General features: G+C 74.6%; 22 protein-coding genes. 8 read left to right on the top strand and 14 right to left on the bottom strand.

The annotated features are described in order from the left end of the window. Nucleotide 1: 1 nt before the first annotated feature. The 3 genes from ACSLIC_RS14465 to mshA all read right to left on the bottom strand — a co-directional run bounded on the left by ACSLIC_RS14465 (nt 2) and on the right by mshA (nt 3,365). On the bottom strand, nt 2–1,216 hold the full coding sequence (locus ACSLIC_RS14465) for a lactonase family protein (RefSeq protein ID WP_436738098.1): 1,215 nt from the start codon (nt 1,214–1,216) through the stop codon (nt 2–4). A gap of 243 nt (nt 1,217–1,459) precedes the next feature. Further along, entirely contained in the window at nt 1,460–1,993 is a 534-nt protein-coding gene (locus tag ACSLIC_RS14460) for a YbjN domain-containing protein (protein WP_436738097.1), read from the bottom strand. Further along, complete coding sequence (gene mshA, locus ACSLIC_RS14455) at nt 1,986–3,365, bottom strand: D-inositol-3-phosphate glycosyltransferase (protein WP_436738096.1); 1,380 nt, start codon at nt 3,363–3,365, stop codon at nt 1,986–1,988. Before mshA ends, ACSLIC_RS14460 begins: the two co-directional genes overlap by 8 nt. 257 nt (nt 3,366–3,622) lie before the next feature. Here mshA and ACSLIC_RS14450 point away from each other — a divergent pair, with 257 nt between their 5' ends. The 3 genes from ACSLIC_RS14450 (at nt 3,623) to ACSLIC_RS14440 (ending at nt 7,544) form a co-directional block, all read left to right on the top strand. After that, nucleotides 3,623–4,432, top strand: coding sequence for a class I SAM-dependent methyltransferase (locus ACSLIC_RS14450; protein ID WP_436738095.1), 810 nt, complete (start codon nt 3,623–3,625; stop codon nt 4,430–4,432). Nucleotides 4,433–4,692: 260 nt separating this feature from the next. Then, nucleotides 4,693–5,799, top strand: a complete 1,107-nt coding sequence (locus ACSLIC_RS14445; protein WP_436738094.1) for an NlpC/P60 family protein — start codon at nt 4,693–4,695, stop codon at nt 5,797–5,799. Nucleotides 5,800–6,032: 233 nt separating this feature from the next. Beyond that, nucleotides 6,033–7,544: a PP2C family protein-serine/threonine phosphatase gene (locus ACSLIC_RS14440; RefSeq protein ID WP_436738093.1), complete on the top strand. Its 1,512-nt coding sequence runs from the start codon at nt 6,033–6,035 to the stop codon at nt 7,542–7,544. A gap of 124 nt (nt 7,545–7,668) precedes the next feature. Here the strand turns inward: ACSLIC_RS14440 and ACSLIC_RS14435 are convergent, their stop codons facing one another. From ACSLIC_RS14435 to ACSLIC_RS14420, 4 genes are all read right to left on the bottom strand, one after another. Beyond that, a complete protein-coding gene (locus ACSLIC_RS14435; protein ID WP_436738092.1) occupies nt 7,669–8,013 on the bottom strand; it encodes a DUF2516 family protein in 345 nt (114 codons plus the stop codon). 333 nt (nt 8,014–8,346) lie between these two features. Then, nucleotides 8,347–9,006 carry a hypothetical protein gene (locus ACSLIC_RS14430; RefSeq protein WP_436738091.1) on the bottom strand — a complete coding sequence of 220 codons (660 nt, stop codon included), beginning with the start codon at nt 9,004–9,006 and terminating at the stop codon, nt 8,347–8,349. Nucleotides 9,007–9,076: 70 nt separating this feature from the next. Beyond that, nucleotides 9,077–9,511 (bottom strand): helix-turn-helix domain-containing protein, encoded by a 435-nt coding sequence (locus ACSLIC_RS14425; protein WP_436738090.1) that lies wholly within the window; start codon nt 9,509–9,511, stop codon nt 9,077–9,079. 195 nt (nt 9,512–9,706) lie between these two features. Then, nucleotides 9,707–10,432, bottom strand: a complete 726-nt coding sequence (locus ACSLIC_RS14420; RefSeq protein ID WP_436738089.1) for a class I SAM-dependent methyltransferase — start codon at nt 10,430–10,432, stop codon at nt 9,707–9,709. Nucleotides 10,433–10,557: 125 nt separating this feature from the next. On the opposite strand from ACSLIC_RS14420, the gene ACSLIC_RS14415 reads away from it, so the two are divergent. Then, nucleotides 10,558–11,412: an alpha/beta fold hydrolase gene (locus ACSLIC_RS14415; RefSeq protein WP_436738088.1), complete on the top strand. Its 855-nt coding sequence runs from the start codon at nt 10,558–10,560 to the stop codon at nt 11,410–11,412. 306 nt (nt 11,413–11,718) lie between these two features. On the opposite strand, the gene ACSLIC_RS14410 is transcribed toward ACSLIC_RS14415, so the two are convergent. Both ACSLIC_RS14410 and ACSLIC_RS14405 read right to left on the bottom strand, forming a co-directional pair. Continuing rightward, complete coding sequence (locus tag ACSLIC_RS14410) at nt 11,719–12,507, bottom strand: DUF1963 domain-containing protein (protein WP_436738087.1); 789 nt, start codon at nt 12,505–12,507, stop codon at nt 11,719–11,721. Nucleotides 12,508–12,625: 118 nt separating this feature from the next. Next, a complete protein-coding gene (locus ACSLIC_RS14405) occupies nt 12,626–12,985 on the bottom strand; it encodes a VOC family protein (protein WP_436738086.1) in 360 nt (119 codons plus the stop codon). A gap of 120 nt (nt 12,986–13,105) precedes the next feature. On the opposite strand from ACSLIC_RS14405, the gene ACSLIC_RS14400 reads away from it, so the two are divergent. The 3 genes from ACSLIC_RS14400 to ACSLIC_RS14390 all read left to right on the top strand — a co-directional run bounded on the left by ACSLIC_RS14400 (nt 13,106) and on the right by ACSLIC_RS14390 (nt 15,775). Further along, the gene (locus ACSLIC_RS14400) at nt 13,106–14,110 is read left to right on the top strand and encodes a helix-turn-helix transcriptional regulator (RefSeq protein WP_436738085.1); all 1,005 of its coding nucleotides are present in this window, start codon (nt 13,106–13,108) and stop codon (nt 14,108–14,110) included. Nucleotides 14,111–14,121: 11 nt separating this feature from the next. After that, a complete protein-coding gene (locus ACSLIC_RS14395) occupies nt 14,122–14,907 on the top strand; it encodes a class I SAM-dependent DNA methyltransferase (protein WP_436738084.1) in 786 nt (261 codons plus the stop codon). 229 nt (nt 14,908–15,136) lie between these two features. Further along, a complete protein-coding gene (locus ACSLIC_RS14390) occupies nt 15,137–15,775 on the top strand; it encodes a histidine phosphatase family protein (RefSeq protein WP_436738083.1) in 639 nt (212 codons plus the stop codon). A 162-nt stretch (nt 15,776–15,937) separates the two neighbouring features. Here the strand turns inward: ACSLIC_RS14390 and ACSLIC_RS14385 are convergent, their stop codons facing one another. From ACSLIC_RS14385 to ACSLIC_RS14375, 3 genes are all read right to left on the bottom strand, one after another. After that, nucleotides 15,938–16,675: an HAD family hydrolase gene (locus tag ACSLIC_RS14385; RefSeq protein ID WP_436738082.1), complete on the bottom strand. Its 738-nt coding sequence runs from the start codon at nt 16,673–16,675 to the stop codon at nt 15,938–15,940. 371 nt (nt 16,676–17,046) lie between these two features. Next, nucleotides 17,047–18,042 carry an asparaginase gene (locus tag ACSLIC_RS14380; RefSeq protein WP_436738081.1) on the bottom strand — a complete coding sequence of 332 codons (996 nt, stop codon included), beginning with the start codon at nt 18,040–18,042 and terminating at the stop codon, nt 17,047–17,049. A 101-nt stretch (nt 18,043–18,143) separates the two neighbouring features. Beyond that, on the bottom strand, nt 18,144–18,977 hold the full coding sequence (locus ACSLIC_RS14375) for an RsiG family protein (protein WP_436738080.1): 834 nt from the start codon (nt 18,975–18,977) through the stop codon (nt 18,144–18,146). Between the two features lie 194 nt (nt 18,978–19,171). On the opposite strand from ACSLIC_RS14375, the gene dtd reads away from it, so the two are divergent. Next, nucleotides 19,172–19,597, top strand: coding sequence for a D-aminoacyl-tRNA deacylase (gene dtd / locus ACSLIC_RS14370; protein WP_436738079.1), 426 nt, complete (start codon nt 19,172–19,174; stop codon nt 19,595–19,597). 160 nt (nt 19,598–19,757) lie between these two features. Here the strand turns inward: dtd and ygfZ are convergent, their stop codons facing one another. Further along, nucleotides 19,758–20,729, bottom strand: coding sequence for a CAF17-like 4Fe-4S cluster assembly/insertion protein YgfZ (ygfZ, locus tag ACSLIC_RS14365; RefSeq protein ID WP_436738078.1), 972 nt, complete (start codon nt 20,727–20,729; stop codon nt 19,758–19,760). Between the two features lie 66 nt (nt 20,730–20,795). After that, complete coding sequence (locus ACSLIC_RS14360) at nt 20,796–21,239, bottom strand: Fur family transcriptional regulator (protein WP_436738077.1); 444 nt, start codon at nt 21,237–21,239, stop codon at nt 20,796–20,798. Between the last annotated feature and the right edge of the window lie 180 nt (nt 21,240–21,419).

Raw genomic sequence — 21,419 nt, 5'->3', positions numbered from 1 at the left:
GTCAGGGCGCCACGATCCCCTCGCCGCCGACCGCGTCCGGCACGGTCGTCGTCCCGGTCCTGGTCAGGCCGCCGTCGGGGCCGATGCGGTACGTCTCGACGGCGCCGGCCTCGGTGGTCTGGACGTAGAGGTAGTCGCCGGCCGGGGAGACGGCCAGGTCGGTCGGGCCCGCGCCGGTGGCGGTGCGGCCGGCCGGGGTGAGGTGGCCGTCGGCGGCGACCCGGTAGGCGGTGAGGGCGTCGCTGCCGGTGTGGGAGACGTAGACGACGCCGCCGTCGCGGGCGATCCTGCCGGTTCCCATCTCGCCGGTGTCGACGGAGTCGACGGGGTGCACGGTGTCGTCCTTCCACAGGGTGAAGGTGTCGACGGTGTTGGTGGCGTCGGCGACGACGAGGCGGCCGTCCTCGTCGGTGACGAAGGCGAAGGGGGCGCTCGGCGCAAGGTCGTTGGTGACCGGTTCGGCGGAGAGCAGGCCGTCGTCGTCCACGTCGAAGACCTGGAGGGAGCCGTTGGCCTTGGTGGTGACGATCAGGCGGGAGCCGTCGTCGGTGAAGCCGACCTGGCCGGGGGTGCGGGTGTACTGGAGCGGGCTGCGGTCGGTGGACAGGCCCAGTTCGCGGCGGCTGCCGGCGATCGGCTCCAGGCGGGGCCCGTCGATGGTGAAGCCCTGGACGGAGCCGCCGCTTCCGGCGTTGAGGACGTAGGCGATGCCACCGTGCACGGCGATACTCGCGGGGAAGCCGCCGCCGGACGGGGTGACCTGGCGCAGGGTCAGCTTCGCGCCGTCGACCTCGAAGACGGAGACCGTGCCGCTGCCGGAGTTGGCGGCGATGAGGAGGGACTCCTCGGGGACGTAGGCGAGGGAGCCCTGCGACGCCTGGTAGCCGTCGGCCTCGGTACCGCGCAGCCGGCCGCCCTCGCCCCGGGTCGCGTAGCTGCCGGCCTCGCGCAGGGTGCCCTCGGGGGTGCGGGTGTACGCGACGACCCGGTTGCCCTCCTCGCCCGAGGTCTGCACGAAGACGATGTCGTGCGGTCCGGCGGTCCCGTCCGTCCCCGCCGCCTCGTCCGGCGCGGGCTGCCGGGCCACCGTGCCGGCGGGCGCGGGGGCCGCCGAGGCGAGGGCGGCCGGGGTCGCGGCGCAGACGGTCACGGCGGAGAGGGAGACGGCGGCGGCCTTGGCCGCCGCCCGGGCGGGCTTGCTGGTGGGACGGAACATCGGTCGTCCTTCCTACAGGGCCGACAGGACGGTCCCGCCGGAACGGCTGGACCTGCCCTCACCCTTAGTACGCCGCCGGTGACCCGCCACTCGATCAGCCCCGGACGCGGGCCGGCGGGCGCCCTGGCGACCTGCGCGGACACCGGGCGCGACACGGGCGACCGGGTGACGGGGAGGGGCCAGGGCGCCCCGCGCGGCGGTTGGGCCTGACGGGTGAGGCGGGGCGGGCGCGCCGGCCCCGCCTCAGCGCGGGCCGCGCTCGATCAGGTGCTGGAACGCCGCCAGGTTCCGGGTCGGCTCGCCGCGGGCGACGCGCCAGTCGTACTCCTTGCGGATGGCGGAGGCGAAGCCCAGTTCCAGGAGGGTGTTGAAGGCACCGTCGGAGGCTTCGAGGACGGCGCCGAGGAGCCGGTCGACCTCGTCGGGGGTGACGGCGGCCAGCGGGAGCCTGCCCGCGAGGTAGACGTCGCCGAGGGGGTCGACGGCGTAGCCGACGCCGTACAGCTTGAGGTTCTTCTCCAGCAGCCAGCGGTAGACGGCCTCGTGGTTCTCGTCGGGGCGGCGGACCACGAAGGCGTTCACCGAGAGCGAGTGGCCGCCGAGGATGAACGAGACGGTCGTCCACAGCTTGCGGCTGCCGGGCAGCTTGACCACGTAGTGGCCGGGCCGCGGGCTCTCCCACTCCAGCTCGGCGCTGTCGAACGCGCCCTGGAGGACACGCCGGCGGGCGGCCGCGTCCGGGGACGCGGGGGCCTGGTGGGACGGGGTGTCAGCCATGGGGCGAGCGTACGCGACGGCGGTGTTCCTGCACCGCGGCCGTGTAGACGTCCGCCGTGCCCGACGCCGCCGTGTCCCAGCCGAACGACTGGGCGTGCAGGGCCGCCGCCGCGCCCATCCGGTCGGTGAGCGCCGGGTCGTCGGCGAAGCGGGCGAGGCGGCGGGCGTAGTCGGCAGGGTCGTGGCCGTCGACGAGGAAGCCGGTCACCTCGTCGGTGACGGCGACGGGCAGGCCGCCGACCCGGGCCGCGAGCACCGGGGTCCCGGTGGCCTGCGCCTCGATGGCGACCAGGCCGAACGACTCGCTGTGCGAGGGCATCACCAGCAGCGACGCCGCCCGGAACCAGTCGGCCAGCTGCTCCTGCCCGACCGGCGGCCGGAACCGGACGACCTCCGAGATGCCGAGCCGCGCCGCCAGCTTCTGGAGCCGTTCCGGCTGGGCCGTGCCGGAGCCCGACGGGCCGCCGACCACCGGCACGACCAGGCGCGAGCGCAGCTCGGGCCGCTCGTCCAGGAGTACGGCGACGGCGCGCAGCAGCACGTCCGGCGCCTTCAGCGGCTGAATGCGCCCGGCGAAGAGCGGAACCAGCGCGTCCTGCGGCAGCCCGAGCCGCTGCCGCGCGGCGGCCCGCGCCTCGGGGACGGCGCGCGGCTCGACGGCGCCGGAGCGGCGCGGGTCCACGCGGAACAGGTCGAGGTTGACGCCGGGGTGGACGACGGCGACCTTGCCGGGGTCGGCGGCGTAGTGGTGGACCAGTTCGTCGGCCTCGCCGGAGGTGTTGGCTATCAGGCGGTCGGCGGCGTCGACGACCTGCGTCTCGCCGATGACGCGGGCGGCCGGTTCGGGGGTGTCGCCCTCGGCGAGCGCGGCGTTCTTGACCTTGGCCATGGTGTGCATGGCGTGCACCAGGGGGACGCCCCAGCGCTGGGCGGCCAGCCAGCCGACGTGGCCGGAGAGCCAGTAGTGGGAGTGGACCAGGTCGTAGTGGCCCGGCCGGTGGCCCGCCCACGCCTGCATCAGACCGTGGGTGAAGGCGCAGAGCTGGGCGGGCAGCTCCTCCTTGGCCAGGCCCTCGTACGGGCCCGCGTCGACGTGGCGGACGAGGACGCCGGGGGCGAGGTCCACGGTGGACGGGAGGGTCCCGGTGGTGGCCCGGGTGAAGATCTCCACCTCGATGTCGATGGCGGCCAGCCGCTTCGCCAGCTCCACGATGTAGACGTTCATGCCGCCCGCGTCGCCGGTGCCCGGCTGGTGCAGGGGCGAGGTGTGCACGCTCAGCATGGCCACCCGTCGGGGCCTGCGGCCTCCCCCGGGCAACCGCAGCCGCGGCTGGGCGGCGCGGCGTGAGAGCCGGGACGCGTACTGAGTCACCTGGCGGTCCTCCTAGCTGCGGCCCGCCTCGCCGGCGGGGGTCCGTCGGGACATACGGCTGCCCCGACGCGGAAACAGCCCGGACGGCCCGAGGCTTCCCGCTTTGCCTAAACGTTACGGGCGCCGGCGAACCCGCCCCGTTCCGAAGCCCCGGACCGGAGAAGGGGCCGGCCGGCGACCGGGGCCGCCCACGCGCGGACCCACCGCGGGCGATCCCCGTGCCACCCCGCCGCCCGGGGGCGGCCATACTCGAACCCATGCCGCCCCCGTCGCGCCCCGTGGGCACCGCGACCAGGGGCACCACCAACCCGAACCGTCTGCGCCGCATGGACCGCTGGATCGCCGCCGTCCACGGCGCGGCCCTGCGCAGGGCGGACCACCCCCTGGCGGTGGACCTCGGTTACGGCCACGCCCCCTGGACGGCCGTCGAACTCCTCGCCCGGCTGCGGACGGCGGCCCCCGGAGTCCGGGTGACCGGTGTCGAGATCGACCCGGAACGCGTCGCCGCCGCCCAGCCGCACGCCCGCGAGGGCCTCACCTTCGTACGGGGCGGCTTCGAGCTGCCCGTGCCCGGCCGCCCGCACCTGGTCCGCGCCGCCAACGTGCTGCGCCAGTACGACGAGGACGAGGTGCGCGCCGTCTGGGAACGGCTGACCGCGCGCCTCGCCCCGCCCGGCCCGGACCGGCTCGGCGGCGGGCTGCTGGTCGAGGGCACCTGCGACGAGATCGGCCGTCGGCACGTCTGGGTCGCGCTGGGCCCCGAGGGCCCCCGCACGGTGACCTTCGCGACCCGGCTCGGCTCCCTGGGCCGCCCCTCCGACCTGGCCGAACGCCTCCCGAAGGCGCTGATCCACCGGAACGTCCCGGGTGAGCCCGTGCACGCCTTCCTCCGCGACTTCGACCGCGCCTGGGCCGCCGCCGCGCCGTACGCCTCGTACGGGGCCCGCCAGCGTTGGCAGCGGGCGGTGCGCGACCTGGCCGCCGACTGGCCGGTGCTGGACGGGCCGGCGCGGTGGCGGCAGGGGGAGATCACGGTGGCGTGGGGGGCACTGGCGCCACGAGGGTGAGCCGGGGGCCCCAACGGGGTGGCACGGGAGTCGGCGACTGTCCCCCGCAGGGATGGGAAACGGTGACAGCTCCCGGAAGTCGGCGAACGGCCTGTGGGGGCTTTTCGCCCGTAGCCGCCGGAGGGCGGGCAAAGTGACCTGTGCGACGGGGATGTCGTCGAGCCGGTCCGGTGTCGGGTCTGTCGTATCTGAGCCGGACATGGCAGCATCCCCGATGTTACTGACGGGAAATCACTTTGTGGGGGCGGAGAGTGACCGGCATGCGAAGGAAGAACCTGGCCGCGGTGGCACTGGTGTGCGGCATCACCTGCGTCGGCGGACTGGCCTCGGCGGGCGCGGCCCACGCCGCTCCGGAGCCCGCCCCCACCGTCTCGGCGCCGGCCGCGCCGGGCGCTCCCGAGGGGGAGGCGGCCGAGGGGCAGGCGGCGACGCCGAGCCCCCTGGAAGAGGCGCGGAAGAAGATCGAGAAGCTGTACCACCGCGCCTCCGTCGCCACCGACGCGTACAACGCCGCCGAGGAGAAGGCCGAGCGCCAGTCCAAGGAGGTGGCCCGCCTGAACCGCGCCATCACCAGGGGCCAGGACCGCCTCGAACTGCTGCGCCACCAGGCCGGCGCCACCGCCCGCGAGCAGTACCGCAGCGGAGGCATCCCCGACGGCGCCCAGTTCCTCCTCTCCGACGACCCCCGCCTCTTCCTGGACAACGCCAACCGCTTCCAGCGCGGCCAGCACGCCGCGAAGAGCCTGATCTCCCAGCTGCGGACCACCCAGGAGCAGTTGGAGGAGGACCAGGCCGCGGCCGCCGCCGAGTACAAGACGCTGGAGCGGCACCGCACGGCCAGGGCGAAGGCGAAGAAGGAGATCAAGAAGCAGATCAAGGCGGCCGAGGAGCTGGAGTCCCGGCTCGCCGCCGAGGAGCTGGAGCGGCTGCGGAAGCTGGAGAAGGAGGCGCAGCGCAGGGCGCAGAGCGCCTGGGTGGACTCCGGCATCCTCGACGCGATCGACGGCAAGGCGTCCGCCGCCGGCAAGAAGGCCCTGGCGTACGCGGTGGACCAGATGGGCAAGCCCTACTCCTGGGGCGCCGAGGGCCCCGACTCCTACGACTGCTCCGGGCTCACCTCGCAGGCGTGGGCTGCCGCCGGGGTCGCCATACCGCGCACCTCGCAGGAGCAGTGGCGCCAGCTGGAGCGCGTCCCGATACGCGAGATGCGCCCGGGCGACCTGATCATCTACCACGACGACGCGAGCCACGTCGGCATGTACGTGGGCGACGGCACCATCGTGCACGCCCCCCGCCCGGGTCGGCACATCACTCTGGCGGGCGCGGGGACGATGACGATCCTCGGGGTGGTCCGGCCGGACGCGTGAGAGCGGGGGCGCGGGGGCGCAAGGTCACCCCGCGCCCCGGACCGCGGGGTGACCTTCGTCATCACCCCTCCCCCACAAAGCGTCCCAATCCCCTGACATGCCACGGCATATGACTCTGGCGACCCACGTCGTGGCATTCCGTTGGGGGGTCGCCAACCGCTATGGTCCCCGTCGGACAGAGCGTCGTTCGTCGCTCTGTCGCGCCCTCGGGGGGAGGGAAGGAAACCAAGACGATGCCCGTACCCATACCGCGGCAGAGAGTCATCCCCGCCGTGGAGAACGGTCACGACGGGGGCGCCGCACCACGGACGGACCGGCCCGCGGGGTCGCCCCCCGGCACCAACCGAAAGACCGCTCCCGGCGGTGCCACCGGCACCGGGACTCCGTACGACACCGGCGCCACCGGCTCCCCGTGGACCACGGGAGACGCGGACGGCACCGGCACCGCCTTCGGCTCGGCGGCCCCCACGGCCGCCGAGGCGGCGGAGGCACTGGCCCGGATCGCGGCCGGCTCGACGGGGTCGCCCGGCGCCGGGCAGGCGTCGGGCGCGCTCACCCTGCTGGTGATCGAGGACGACCCGGCCGGGCCGCTCAACATCCCGTCGCTGCTGGACTCGGCCGAGCTGACGGTACGGGTCCGCACCGCCCGCAACCTCACCGAGGCCGAGCGGCTGCTCACCGACGACGTCCACTGCATCCTGCTGGACCTCGCCCTGCCCGCCGCCGGATCGCGCCCGGCGGACACCGAGGCCGACGCCGAGGACGAGCTGGCGGTGCTCCGGCACGTCCTGCGGCTGGCGCCCCGGCACGCGGTCCTCGCGCTGACCGGTGCCGAGAACAGCGCGCGCGGCCCGGAGGCGGTGCGCGTCGGCGCCCAGGACTTCCTGTACCGCGACGAGCTCGACGGCCGGCTCCTGAGCCGCGCCGTCCGCTACGCCGTGGAGCGCAAGCGGGCCGACCACGCCCAGCGGCAGCTGACCGAGTCGCGGCTGCGCGCCCAGGAGAACGCCCGCCTGGAGCGCGGCCTGCTGCCGACCCCGCTGCTGGAGGGCGCGCCCCTGCGGTTCGCCGCCCGTTACCGGCCGGGCCGCTCCCGGGCCCTGCTCGGCGGCGACTTCTACGACACGGTGCGCACCGCCGACGGCACGGTGCACGCGATGATCGGCGACGTCTGCGGCCACGGCCCGGACGAGGCGGCGCTCGGCGTCGAGCTGCGCATCGCCTGGCGGGCGCTGACCTTCGCCGGCCTCTGCGGCGACGAGCTGCTCTCCACCCTCCAGAAGGTGCTGGAGAACGAGCGTTCGGACGACGAGATCTTCGCGACGCTGTGCGCCGTCGACATCGCGCCGGACGGCCGCTCGGCCGGGCTCTGCCTGGCCGGACACCCGTCCCCGCTCATCGCCCGCCAGGGCCACCTCGCCGAACTCCTGCCCTGCGAGGACAACGGCCCGGCGCTCGGCCTGCTCCCGCAGGCCCGCTGGCCCCGGCGCCAGGTCGAGCTGGGCCGCTCCTGGAGCCTGATGCTCTACACCGACGGCCTGATCGAGGGCCACGTGGGCGCGGGCACTCAGCGCCTGGGCCAGGACGGCATGGTCCGCCTCCTGCGCGGCCTGCTCGCCCGGGGACTGCGCGGGGACGCCCTCCTGGACGCCGCCATGACCGAGGTCCGCGCCCTCAACGGCGGAGAGCTGACCGACGACGTGGCCGTCCTCCTGCTGGACCGGATGGTGCCGACCACCCGCTGAGCCGCCGCCGACGCCCGTCGGTCGTGGCGAGAGGCCGGAACCGCTCCGTGCGGTCCCGGCCTCTCGCCGTCCGGTCTGCGGGCTGTCCGCCGTCTCGCCTGCCGTGCCGTCCTCGCTGCCGCTGTCAGCGACCGCCGTTGTACGGCCCGTACGGACCGTCGCTGCTCGACCCCCGGGAACCGCCGCGCCGGGGCCCTCCGGAGACCTCCCGGACGGCGGGCCGCACGTCGACCGTGTAGACGATCACCGCGATGAGGCCGATGATCGGCAGCGGGGACAGCAGCTCGAACAGCAGGCTCACCACCAGGACGATCCCGAGAACGATCAGCCAGAACGGCTTGGACTGCTTGGAGGCGGCCCGGAAGGCGTCCTCCCGGCGGGTCAGCGCGTCGATGAACGCGAAGGCGGCAAAGGCGGTGAACGCCAGTTGCAGCAGCCACAGCAGGCTGTTGAATCCCTGTATCAGCACTCTCTCCACCACCAGTTTCGACGGGCACGGCACCGCGGACTCCGCGGAACGGGTCACCCGGCTCCACGCCGGACGCCTGCCCCCAGTCTCCAGGACAGCGGCCGGAATCCCGGCCCGGCGCGGACACGCCGCCCGCGCCCGCACCCCGGACAACGCCCACGCCGCCGAAACCGTGCCCGATTCCATGAGGAATGCGCCACAGTATCCGCAATGCCCGGCACTGCTTCCAGCCCGGGCCTCCGCCGCGCGTGGGCACCACGCGGGTACGCCTACCCCCGTACGCCACCCAGCCACCGTCGCCTGCGCGCGGCAGCCGGCATTCCGGCCGCCGGATCAGCTGTCGGTCGGCGCGTCCCTGCGGGCCGCCGGCTTGCGGGCGGGCGCCTTCCTCGGCGCCACCGGCTTCTTCGGGGCGACGGGCCTCTTCACGGCCGCGCCGGTCCCGGCGCCCTTCGCGGTCGAGGACTTCCCGGAGGCGGCCGGCGCGGCCGGGGCGGACTGCGGCTCCACCTTCCGCGCCGCGTCCACCGCACTGTCGGCGGCCTCGTCGACCAGCTCGGCGACCTGGACGACACCCTCGGCGCTCTCGCCGCGCCAGGTGCGCACCGCCTGCTCACCGTGGTCGGCGACCTTGTCGTACGCCTCCTTGGCCTTCACGGCGTACTCGGCGGCGACGCCCACCGAGCGCAGCGCCAGCCCCTGGGCGCTCTCGCCCAGCTTCCGCAGGTCGGTGTCGAGCACCGCGAAGACCTCGTTGACCTTGCCCTGGACCGTTTCCTGCGCCTCCTTGGCGCGGGCGGCGGCCTTGTCCTGGACCACCTTCGGGTCGGTGTTGCGGACCGCCTCGATACGCTCGGGCGCCTCGGCGCGCAGCTGCTCGATCAGCTCCGGCACCTTCCGCGCCTGCCGCACGGCGAGGTCGGCGGTGCCGGCCGCGAAGTACAGGGGACGCGACTCACTCAGGGTCTTGCGCAGGTCGTCGGTGATGGCCATGAACGTGATCCTCCCGGTCTTGCGTCATTCGAGGGATGTGGAACCTGCCGCGCGCTTCACCCGGCAGCTGCTACGTGGCTTCCGCCGTCCCGGCGGAGGGTCCGCCGCCTTCGGCCTCACGGGCGCCGCCACCGCCGGCCGCAGGCCCATCGTCGGCTCCGTAGCCGTTCTCCTTGCGGAACGACTCGTAGATCTGGAGCAGTACCTGCTTCTGCCGCTCGTCGAGCGTCGGGTCGGCGAGGATGACGCCGCGCGTCTCCCTCTCGCCCGGATCCCGCTCGTCGAGAATCCCGGCCTGCACGTACAGCGTCTCGGCGGAGATCCGCAGCGCCTTGGCGATCTGCTGGAGGATCTCCGCACTCGGCTTGCGCAGCCCGCGCTCGATCTGGCTCAGGTACGGGTTCGACACCCCGGCGGCGTCGGCGAGCTGCCGCAACGACAGCCGCGCATTGCGCCGCTGCTCACGCAGATACTCCCCGAGCCCACCGACGTTGAGCGATGCCATGTCCTCACCATGCCCCACCCTCGCTAACTCCTGCAAGCGCGGCGCTTGCAAAAGTACCGGGGCGGATCGCGGGGAGGTAGCGGCGCCGGCGACCCTCCTGTCCGTCCCCGTGCTTGTGGTGTCTCCCACTGGATCTGCCCGGCGAAGTGATCGAGTCCCGATCACTCTGCGCGGCGAGGTCCGTCGGGGGTCGGGCTATGGGCGTCGCGCGACGAAGACGAACTCCTTGCCCGGCCTGTCGGGCGCGTCGCGTACGTCCTCCACCACGTACCCCTGCGCGATCAGCTCCGTCTCGACCTCCTGCCGCTCGCGGAAGCGCAGGGTGGAGTCCGACGTCATCACCTCCCCGTCGGCAGCGAACACATAGGTCCAGCGGAACGTCACCAGCGGCTCGCTCACCTCGACCATGTGGACCCAGCTTTCGACTGGGCCGACATCCGGGATCTCCGTCACGCGATACGAGGCTTCGCGGTTCCACTCCTCCCAGGCGCGTCTGGCCGGGTCCCGGGTCTCGAACACCAGACGGCCACCGGGCCGTAGTGCTTCGTGCGTGCCACGCAGGGTCTCGCGCCATGCCTGCGGATCAAGGATCTGCTGGGCGGCGTTCGCGGTCATGGTTGCCAGGTCGACCCGCATCGGCGGAAGTGTCGTGGCATCGCCCCAGATCCAGCGCACTCGCTCGCCGCCCGGCTTGGCTCGGGCCACGACGATGGACGCTTGAGCGGGATCGACACCCACGACCTCGATCCCGCGTTCAGCCAGCAGAAGCGCGAACACGCCTGTTCCACAGCCGATGTCCAGCACTTGACGTGCCCCGAACTCCTGCGCCATCCGGACGTAGGCGTCGAGATCGCCGCGATCGGGGTCGAGTGGGTCGTAGAGCGCGGCGAGCCGTGGATGCCGGAAACACTCGTCAGCCATGCGGTCGAAGGTAGGGCAGGGGGCGCCGGAGCGCAGCCGGGTTTCGCGCGAGTCCGGGCCGGACGGTCAACTCCCCTCACGCAGAGGGGGCTTGCCTCGCAGGCCGGCGCGTTGCAGGCTGAGGCATGCCGAACACTCCGACCTTCGTCCTTGTCCACGGCGCCTTCGCCAACTCGTTCTCCTTCGCGCCGCTCCAGGCCGAACTGGGCCTGCTCGGGCACCGCTCGGTCGCGGTCGACCTGCCGGGACACGGGTTCGAGGCCACCTTCCCCGCGGCCTACCAGGCCCCGCAGGACCTCCCGGCGCTCGCCGCCGAGCCGGGGGCCATCAAGGGCGTCACGCTCGCCGACAACGTGGCCCGCGTGATCGAGGCCCTGGAGCGGGCCGGACGGAACGGGCCCACCGTCCTCGTCGGCCACAGCCGGGGCGGCGCCACCATCACCGCCGTGGCCAACGCCCGCCCCGACCTGGTCGACCGCCTCGTCTACGTCTCCGCCTGGTGCCCGGTCGACCTGGCCGTGGGCGACTACTACGCCGAGCCGGAGATGGCCGACGTCGACCCGACCGCCTTCGCCTCCTCGCTGCTCGCCAACCCGGCCGAACTCGGCCTGCTGCGCACCAACTTCCGTACCGCGGACCCGACGGCGCTGGCCGCGTTCAAGGAGGCGTTCGCCGCCGACCTCACCGACGACGAGTTCCGGACCTTCCTCAACACCTTCCAGCCCGACGAGAACCTCGACGCCGGCACCGAGGCCGACCGCGCCAAGGCCGCGACCTGGGGCACCGTCCCGAGGACGTACGTCCGGCTGGCGGCCGACACCAGCATGCCGCCCGCCGTGCAGGACCGGATGATCCGCGAGGCCGACGCCCTCACCCCCGGCAACGTCTTCGACGTCCACACACTGGAGGGCAGTCACCTGCGCTGGCTGGTCCACCCGGGACCGGCCGCCGCCGTGCTCGCGGGGCTCGCCGGGAGCTGACCGGGGCCGGGGCCGAGGCCGGGGCCGATCGGCTCGGTCTCGGCACCGGTGTGGTCCAGACCGGCGCCGCCGACCACGGGGACGGCGATCACCTCTGCTCCACCCACCCGTTGACTCGGCTCCGCCTGCTCCAGTCGTTCCGCAGGTGGCGGCGTCGGCGGGTCGTCGCGCGGGACGTGGGGGCCTTTGGCGCAAGGCCCCCACCAGTCGTACGTCGAGAGTGGCAGGGGGCGGTTCGCCGTCCACCGGCTCCACGAGGCGATGGACGACCGGCCCGGCCCCGGTCGGCGAAGGGCACCGGCGCTGTCACATGTCGACACAGATGTGGGCGCGGTCGAAGCGGAGGGACGCCAGGTCCTTGCGGCGGATCAGCCAGCTCATGACACCCCGGTCCAGTTCCTTGACCTCCTCGCCGCAGCGCCAGGTGGCCAGCAGTGCCCAGTCCTCGGCGTCCTCCGGCTCCTCCTCCCGGACGCTTGCCAGCGGGTCGTAGTTCAGGGCGGTCGCGTTGCCGCCGAGCGCGAAGGTCCACATGGGCCACAGGCCGCCGGTGCTCGTCCAGGCGGCGGCCATCTCCTCCACGAGTTGCGTGGCCTGGTCGAACTCGTCCGCGTCCAGGTCGTCGTCCCACTTCGCCGAGGCGTAGCTCTCCGCGTCCGGCGTGGAGGCCCCGAGCCACCCCATGCACAGGTCGTGCGACGGGTACGCGCCGTACCCGGAATCGGCGGGACGGGCGGTCGTCCGCGTGCCGGCGGGGACGTACCGCACGATGCCGTCCTTCGAGCCGCCGAAACCGACGTGCGGCGCGGCGAAGAACAGCAGGTGGCCGTCGGCGGGCAAGGGGAGCCCGGTGCCATCCGGCAGGAGTGAGCAGTCCACGGTGGCGGCGAGCGGGGGGGTCGGGGCCGGCTCTTCCTCGGGCAGCAGCGCGTCACCGCCCAGCCGCGCCGCGACGGGCCCGGCACCCTCGAACGTCCAGAAGACCGCGGGCCTGACGGCTTCCAACCACTCCTCCACCTCCGCCGCCGGCAGTTCCCGGGAAGCCGCCTCGGCACGGAAGTGACGCACCCGGTCGGTGTTCCAGTGATCGATCACGGGGGCACTCTAGGTACGCCCCCGCCAAGTTGTCGAAGTGCCAGGCACCGTCGGAAGGTTGGGGCCGCACGGCGGCCACACCGCCGAGCGGCGCGGCGGCCGGAACGGGCCCGGGGGCTCAGTCGTTGGGGGCGACCCGGATCAGGTTGCCGTCGGGGTCGGCCGCGACGAAGGTGCGGCCGAAGACCGCGTCGCGCGGCTCCTCGACGATGGTGACGCCCTTCGCCGTCCACTCCTCGTAGCGGGCGTCGACCGAGGCCGGGGCGCCGTCCAGGGTGAGGCAGACCTCGGCGGTGCGGGGCCCGGTCAGGTTCTCGGCGGCGCCGCTCCACAGGGCGAGCTGGACGCCGCCGCCCAGTTCGAAGGTGATGAAGCGGGGTGACTCGAAGGCGGGCTCCATCGCGAACAAGCCACCGTAGAAGCGGGCGGACTCCCGAGCGTCGCGGACGTGGACGATGAACATGTCGGGTCGGGTCATGGTGAGGCTGCTCCTGCTCCGTCGCGGCTGTGCCGGTGGGTGGCGTACGAGGGAAGCGTGCCTGCCCTACCTGACAGATCCTGGCGTGTTTCCGTACGCCGGCGGTGAGATCGTGGCCGGGTGACGCCGGACCGCTTCTTCGCCCTTCTCCTCGCCCTCCAGACCCGCCGCGACCCGGTCACCACCACGGACCTCGCGGCCGAGACCGGGGTGTCGGTGCGCACCGTGCTGCGGGACCTGCGGTGGCTCCAGGACGCGGGTTTCCCCGTACTGGTCGAGCGGGGCCGGTGGGGCGGAGTGACGCTGCTGCCCGGGGGCGCCCTGGACACCGCCCGGCTCACCCCCGGCGAGCGGGACCAGCTGGCCCTGCACGGCCTCGACGACCGTCAGCGGCGCCAGCTGGGGGCGGGGGCCGACGGGCGGCGGGCGCGCGAGAAGGTCGCCGCTCGGACGACGGGGGCGGCGGCCGGTCCGCCGCTGCCGCTGAGCGCCGTGGTCACGACCGACAGCCGACCGTGGTTCTGGCCCGGTGCGCAGGGGCCGGAGCCGAGCGCGCTGGTCGGGGACGTCCGGCGCGGGGTACGGCTGCGCATCCGCTACCGGCGCTCGGGGGAGGCCGCGCCGACCTGGCAACTGGTCGACCCGTACGGGCTGCTGGCCAAGGCGGGCCGCTGGTACCTGGTCGCGGACCGGTCGGGCTCGCCACGTCTCTACTCGCTGGAACGCCTGGCCGCCTGGCACCCGACCGGCTCACCCCGCCGGCTGCGGCCCGGGGTCTCACTCGCCGACGTGGTCGCCGAACTGACCGCCGGGTGGGAGGCGTCGGCCGTGCTCCACGTCCACGGGCTGCTGGCATCCCGCCACGCCGAACGCGCCCTGCGCGTCCTCGGCTCCCGCCTGACGGTGCGCCGGCCCGAGGGCGGAGCCGAGGCCGGGCCGGGCCGGGTCACCGTCACCCTGGCCTGCCGGAACCTGGAGGACGTACGCCAACTCCTGCCGTTCGCTGACGACTTGACGATCACCGACCCTCCCGAGGCCCGCGCCCGCCTGCGGGAACTGGCCGCCGCGATCGTGGCGCGGTACGAGGAGCCGGACACGCCGGAGGGCACGGGCGGCCTCGCGTAGCCTCCCGCTCCATGACCGACACCTCCGAGACCGTCGAGCCCCTCGGACCCGCCGAGGCCGCCACCCGCGCGTCCTACGACACCGTCGCCGCCGACTACGAGCGGCTCCTGCGCGCCGAGCTGGACGGCAGACCCCTGGAGCGCGCCCTGCTCACCACCTTCGCCGCGCTCGTCAGGGGCCCGGGGACACGCCCCGTCGCCGACCTCGGCTGCGGCCCCGGGCGGATCACGGCGCACCTCGCCGCCCTGGGGGTCGACGCGTACGGGATCGACCTCTCCCCCGGGATGGTCGCGGTGGCTCGCCGGAGGTGTCCGCATCTGCGGTTCGAGGAGGGGACGATGGCGGCACTGGCCGAGGCCGACGGCGCGTTGGGCGGCGCCGTCGCCTGGTACTCGACGGTGCACACGCCGCCGGAACAGCTCCCCGGGGTGTTCGCCGAGGTCCACCGGGTGCTGGCCCCCGGCGGGCGGCTGCTGCTCGCCTACAAGGCCGGGGAGCGGGTACGGCACCTGGACCGGGCGTACGGGCATCCGCTCTCCCTCGACGTGTACTGGGTCCCGCCCGGCGAGGTGGCCGGGCTGCTGGGCGCGGCCGGGTTCACCGTGGAGGCCTTGCTGATCCGCCGGCCCGACGCGGACGACGGGCCCCGGGCGGGGGACCAGGGGTTCGTCCTGGCGCGGAAGGCGGAGCCGGGGGCGGGCGCGGTGTCCGAGTACAGGGCATGGGGGGCGCCCGCGTACGCCCCCACGCGCGCTGCTGCCCCCGCGCGCCCCTGGTCGGCAGTCATGGAACGGTGAGCGGGTGGGCAGGCCCTGTGCGGCCTGGTCGCACCTGCGGCCAGGCCGCACCGGCGGGGCGAACGCCGCGTCAACCAGAGGGAGTCGGCAGCCACTCGCACGCGCGGAACCGGGCCTCCCCGGTGGCAGTCCTGACAACCACCGGCCGTACGACAGGCCCACCCGCTGCCCGGGGCCCACTCGCACCGTGGCGCGTCGGTCCGCACCACAGATCCGGAGAACCGCACCCATGACCTCCTCCCCCGCCACCGGGATGGCCTCCCGCACGCTCTACCTGGCCAGGCATGGGGACGCGCCGGACGAGGACGGGCTCTCCGCGCACGGGCGCAGACAAGCCGCCTTCCTCGGGCGGCGGTTGCGCGGGGTGCCGCTGTCGGCGATCCACCACGGGCCGCAGGCGCCCACCCGCGAGACGGCCGAGATCGTGGCCGCGCTGCGCGACGGCGGGCCAAGGCCGCGTTCCTGCGACTCGGCCGGGGACTACGTGCCGTACCTGCCGGAGCGCCGGGAGGTCGACTCCGGGCTGCCCGAGACGACGTGGGAGTGGCTGCTCCAGTTGCCCGAGCGGGAGCGGCTGCCCGGGCCCGAGCTGGCGCGGGACGCGCTGCGGAGGTTCACCGGGGCGGTGCCCGGGGGTGTGGCCCGGCACGATCTGGTCGTCACGCACAACTTCGTGATCGGGTGGCTGGTGCGGGAGGCGATGGCTGCGCCCGACTGGCGGTGGATCGGCTTGCACCATGCCAACGCCGCGCTCAGCATCATCCATTACGCGCCTGGGCGGCCGTCCTCGCTGATCGTCTACAACGACATCCGGCATCTTCCGGAGGACCTCCGGTGGACCGGGTTGCCGCCCGAGCTGCGCGTCTAGTGCCTGGTCTTCGGCCTCGGCTGCCCCTCTGCCGTGCCGGTCACTGATGGCCTCGAACGCCGGCGGGGCCGGAAGTGGCCGACCAGGCTGGGAGCGGGCGGGCGCCGACGCGGGGTGTGTGCGTCGGGGGTGTGGCGTTGAGGGGAGGGGAGTGCGCAGGGTTCACCGGCGTGGGAGGTTCAGGTCCCACACGGTCTGGCGTACGGGTTCCAGGGTGCTGGTCACCAAGGGGGCGCCGGCGTCGCGGAGGCGGTCGTAGGCGGGGAGGTCGCGGGCGTAGCCGAGGAAGGGGGCGCCCGCGTCCCTGGCGGCGCGCAGGTCCTCGGGGGTGGAGCCGACCACCAGCGCCTCGGCCGGGTCGGTGCCCAGCGCGGCCAGCGCCCGCGACGGGGCGTCGTGGCCCAGGCGGACGAGGCCGTCGGTGCGGCCGTACACATGCGGGCCGAAACAGGCGGTGAGGCCGCGCCCGGCGAGGTAGGCGTGGACGGCGTCGGCGCAGTGGCCGGTGGCGACGGCGAGCCGGGTGCCCACCGCCGACCAGGTGCGGACCAGGTTGTCCGCGTAGGGCGCGGGACGGGCCGTCAGGGTGGCCGCCATCTCGGAGCCGGTCAGCAGCTCGTCCAGCTCCGCGCTGAGCGCGGGATCGTCGTCGAGGGCGCCGAGGGTCGGCGAGCGGAGCAGGGCGAGCGGGGTGCGGTCTGGCACCTCCTCTGCCGGGACCCCGCGCTCGTGCAGGAGCCGGGCGAGGGAGCCGGCGGCGGCGCGCGCCGTGAGCGGGTCGTAGAGGCGGCAGAGGGGGCCGTCGAAGCCGAGGATCACCGTCTTCGCGGCGGCGACCAGGTCGACAAGGCCCGCGAGTTCGTCGGCGGTCGGCTCGGGAGGGTGCGTGCTGGAGGTCACGAGGGGAGTGTCCGCTTCGCTCGGCGGGGAGACCAGAGGGCGTGCCGGGCAGCGTACCGCCGAGTCGGCCGCCGGGGGAGGGACCGGCGGCCCGGCGCCGCGGCCCGCGGCCTCCGGGCGCCACGCCCGGCGTCGGCCGCCTGCTCGTGGCCACGGGGGTCATCCAGGCCGTGCTGCGCCGCGTCGAGCGGGAGACGCGACGTCGGCGTCGACTGGTGCGGCGAGCCGCGCGACCTCCTCGCCGGAGTACCGGCCGAAGTGCCGGCCGCCCCGGACGGACGCCTCAACCGCGTTCAGGCGAACCGCACTTCACTGGCCGGACTGCCCGGCCGGAGCCGACCTCGCCACGGCCGCGTCCTCGCGCCCCGCGGTCAGAAGGCCGCCCGGATCTCCCCGACCCGCACGGCGCCGCCCAGCAGCGGGGCGCTGCCGATGCGGGTGGCCGTCTCGCCCCCGTACCCCAGTTGCTCCAGGAGGCGGGCGAGGACGGGGCCGAGGGCGCGGGTGGCGCCGTCGTCCACCTTGAAGGCGAGGGCGCGGCCGTCCGGGAGCGCGACCGCCTGGACCGCCTCGGCGCCCATCTTGGACAGGGCCCCGGGGATGCCCCGCATGAGCCAGGTGTCCGGGCGCCGGGTCCCGGCGACGTACTCGGGGTGGGCGCGCATGGCGTCGGCGACGCGGCGCTCCGGCGTACCGGGGTCGGCGCGGACGAAGGCGGCGAAGGCGCGGGCCAGGCCCGGCAGGGTGAGGGCCATCAGCGGGGCGCCGCAGCCGTCGGTGCCGAGCGCGGCGACGGGCTCGCCGGCCGCCGCCTCCACGGTCTCGCGGACCAGGAGCTGGAGCGGGTGGCCGGGGTCGAGGTAGCTGTCGAGCGGCCAGCCGTTGCGGGCCGCCGCGGCGAGCATCGCGGCGTGCTTGCCCGAGCAGTTCATGGTGAGGGGGCGGCGGACCTGGCCCGCGGCGAGGTAGTGCTCGGCCTCGACCGGGTCGAGCGGCAGGTCGGGCGGGCACCGGAGGGCGTCGGCGCGCAGGCCGAACTCGGTGAGCATCCGCTCCACCAGCTCCAGGTGGAAGGGTTCGCCGGAGTGGCTGGCGGCGGCCAGCGCGAGCCGTTCCCCGGCGAGGTCCAGGCCGGAGCGCAGGATCGCGGCGGCCTGCATGGGCTTGTTGGCGGAGCGCGGGAAGACCGGCCGGTCCGGGTCGCCGAGGGACCAGGCGACGCGGCCGTCGGCCTCCAGCACCACGGCGCTCCCCCGGTGGACGCCCTCGACGAAGCCGGAGCGCACCACCTCGGCGAGAACCGGGGACGGGGCGGCGGCGCGCCCTTCGTCGGCAGGGCGGGGCGGAACGGGCGGGCAGGTGGACATCGGGCGGCCTTCCGGTGCGGAGGCTCCCATTCTCGGCGCCCCCGGCCGACCCGCGCGGGCGGGGCCCCCGGACGGTCCTGTCCGCCGCGCCGCCCGCCTCGTCAGGCCAGCAGGTCGTCCACCTGCGCCTCGCCCTCCCGGTACCGGCGGGTGATCTCCGTGCCGCAGGCGTCGGCGGTGCGCTGGAGGTGCTGGCGGCGGCGGGAGACCCGCAGCTCGTAGCGGCCGAGGCGGGCGGTGGCGGTCTCCAGTTCCTCGTCGGTGAGGGCGGAGAGGTCGGAGAGCTCCACCTCGGAGAGCATCTCGGAGGCGAGCCGCCGGTACTCCTCGCCCTGCGGCACGGAGACCGTGACGTGCCGGGCCGAGGCGCGGTGCCGGGTGGGGGCGTCGGCGAGGATCTGGGAGAGGCGCGCCACCACCGGCGGCCCCACGACCAGCCGCGGGCCCACCCCGGTCAGCCCGGCGCCGAAGCCGAGCGCCCGAGCCGGGGCCGGAACCGAACCGGAACCTGAGACGGTGCCCTCTCCAGCGCCGGAGGCCCGCGCCGGGCGGGGATCACCGGAACCGGCGGGCACGGAACCGGAATCGCCCCCGGAGGCCGAGCCCGCCGATCCGGGCCCGGCGGCCTGCGCCCGCTCGGCCCGGCGGGCAGCCGCCTCGGCCCGCAGGATGTCCAGGCGGCCCTGGAGGATGCGCCGTACGTAGCTCAGGTCGCCCTCGTCGCGCAGGGCCGTGCGGCGCACGGTGCGCAGTTCGGCGAGGGAGAGGAGGACGAGGTCGCGGGTGGGCTCCCCGGTCGCGGACAGGCCGGCGCCGGGCGCGGGGCTGTCGGTGCGCTGGGTCGGCGGGCGCGCGGTCCCGTAGACGCCGCCGGAACGGCGCTCCGGGGCCAGTCGTCCCATGCCTGCCGTGATCGGTGTGCTCGATGTGCTCATGTCTTCTCGTCCGTCCCCTCGAACCGGCGGCGGGCTGCACCGCGTGGGAGCATCGTGCCACCCCGGATGACCGCAACGTGCCGGAGTGCCCGATTTCGTGCCCGTACGGCGGTACCGTTCCTGCGCGGCGTGGGGCGTGCGGGGCGCGCGGGTACGTGCGCGGCACACGCCGGGCGCACGGCATGATGGGCCCCATGCGAGCAGTGGTACAGCGGGTCGACGGCGCGAGCGTGGTGGTCGACGGCGAGACGGTCGGGGAGATCGGCGGCGAGGGACTCTGCGTCCTGGTGGGCGTCACCCACGACGACACCGAGCAGAAGGCGGCGCAACTGGCCCGCAAACTCTGGACGCTGCGCATCCTGAACGAGGAGCGCTCCTGCTCCGACGCCGGCGCCCCGCTCCTGGTCATCAGCCAGTTCACGCTCTACGGCGACGCCCGCAAGGGCCGTCGACCCACCTGGTCGGCGGCGGCCCCGGGACCGGTGGCCGAACCCCTGGTCGAGGCGGTGGTGGCGCACCTGCGGGAGCTGGGGGCGACCGTGGCGACGGGGCGGTTCGGCGCCAAGATGCGGGTCGGGCTGACCAACGCCGGCCCGTTCACGGTCCTGTTGGAGGTCTGACCCGGGCGTCGGCGCCTTGGGGTGCCGGCCCCGCCGGGGACGCGTTTCGCCACCCCCGGCGGGCACAGATCCGCCACCCCCGGCGCGCCCGGGGGCACGAAAGGCGCACGGCTGCACATGGGGCGCACCTGCCCCACCGGCCCCTTCCGCCCCGAAGGCCCTACGGCTCGACCACGACCTCCTGCGCCGCCGCCGTCGACTCCGCGACCAGCTCCGCGTCGACCGGTACGTTCCGCTTGACCAGGGCGAGGGCGATCGGGCCCAGTTCGTGGTGGCGGGCCGAGGTGGTGACGAAGCCCAGCTTCCGCCCGTCGGGCCCGTCGGCGGCCAGCCGGACCGGCGCGCCGGGGCCGGGCAGGTGCACCTCGCTGCCGTCGAGGTGGAGGAAGACCAGGCGACGCGGCGGCTTGCCGAGGTTGTGCACCCGGGCCACCGTCTCCTGGCCCCGGTAGCAGCCCTTCTGGAGGTGGACGGCGGTGCCGATCCAGCCCAGCTCGTGCGGGATCGTGCGGTGGTCGGTCTCGAAGCCGAGCCGCGGCCGGTGCGCCTCGACGCGCAGCGCCTCGTGGGCCAGGACGCCGACGGCCGGGCCGTGCGCGGCGGCGAACTCCTCCAGCCGCCCGCGCTCCAGGAAGACGTCCCGCCCGTACGGGGTCTCGCGGACGGCCGCCGCCTCCCCCTCGGCCAGGCTCGCGATGGACCCGGCGGGCAGGTGGACGAGGGCGAACTCCTCGGTCCGGTCGGCGATCTCGACCCGGTAGAAGAACTTCATGCTCTCCAGGTACGCGAGGAGCGCGCCCTGCGTACCCGGCTCGACGTGCACCCAGGTCGTCGCGCCGTCGTCCACCAGGTAGAGCGCGTGCTCGATGTGGCCGTTGGCGGTGAGCACCAGGGCCTCGGTGGCACGGCCGGCCGGCAGTTCGCTGACGTGCTGGGTGATGAGGAGGTGGAGCCAGCTCAGCCGGTCGTCGCCGGTGACGGTGAGGACGCCGCGGTGCGAGAGGTCGACGAACCCCGTGCCGTCGGCGAGGGCACTCTGTTCGCGGAACAGGTCGCCGTAGTGCGCGGCGACGCCTTCGTCGGGCCCCTCGGCGGGCACGGCACCGGGCAGGGACAGCAGGGGACTCTTCATGGACACACAGCCTAGGACGCCGGGTGGGGCCCTGAATATTCCGTCCCCACGACCCGGGGGCGCGGGTCAGCCGTGGGCAGCCGCCTGCTCGCGCTTCTCCCCGCACGCCGCACACCGGCCGAAGATCGCGAAGTGCTTCATGTCGGTGTCGAAGCCGAAGCTCTCGCGGAGCTGGGCGGTGAACCCCTCGACCACCGAGACGTCGGCCTCGATCACCTCGGAGCAGTCCCGGCAGACCAGGTGGATGTGGTGGTGGCGGTCGGCGAGGTGGTAGGTGGGGGCGCCGTGGCCGAGGTGCGCGTGGCTGACCAGGCCCAGCTCCTCCAGGAGCTCCAGGGTGCGGTAGACCGTGGAGATGTTGACGCCCGCGGCCGTCCTGCGCACCTCGCCGAGGATCTCGTCCGGGGTCCCGTGCTCCAGCCTGTCGACCGCCTCCAGCACCAACTGACGCTGAGGCGTCAGCCGGTAGCCGCGCTGCCGGAGGTCACTCGTCCAGTCGATGCTCACCACACGACCCAGTGTAGAGGGGGCCTCAAACCCCGGCCGTGCCACCGATAGCCCGGCCGACGCCTGAGGCCACCGGTGACCGGCAGGTCGAAACGGACCAGTGCGCACCATCAGCCCGGCCGGCGCTTGAGGCCACCGGTGACCGGCAGGTCGAAACGGACCGGTGCGCACCATCAGCCCGGC

It is taken from the genome of Streptomyces sp. BBFR102 (assembly GCF_051397025.1).
GTDB lineage: Bacteria > Actinomycetota > Actinomycetes > Streptomycetales > Streptomycetaceae > Streptomyces.
The sequence above is the reverse complement of the archived record's forward strand: the minus strand, read 5'-3'. Positions and strand labels throughout refer to the sequence as shown.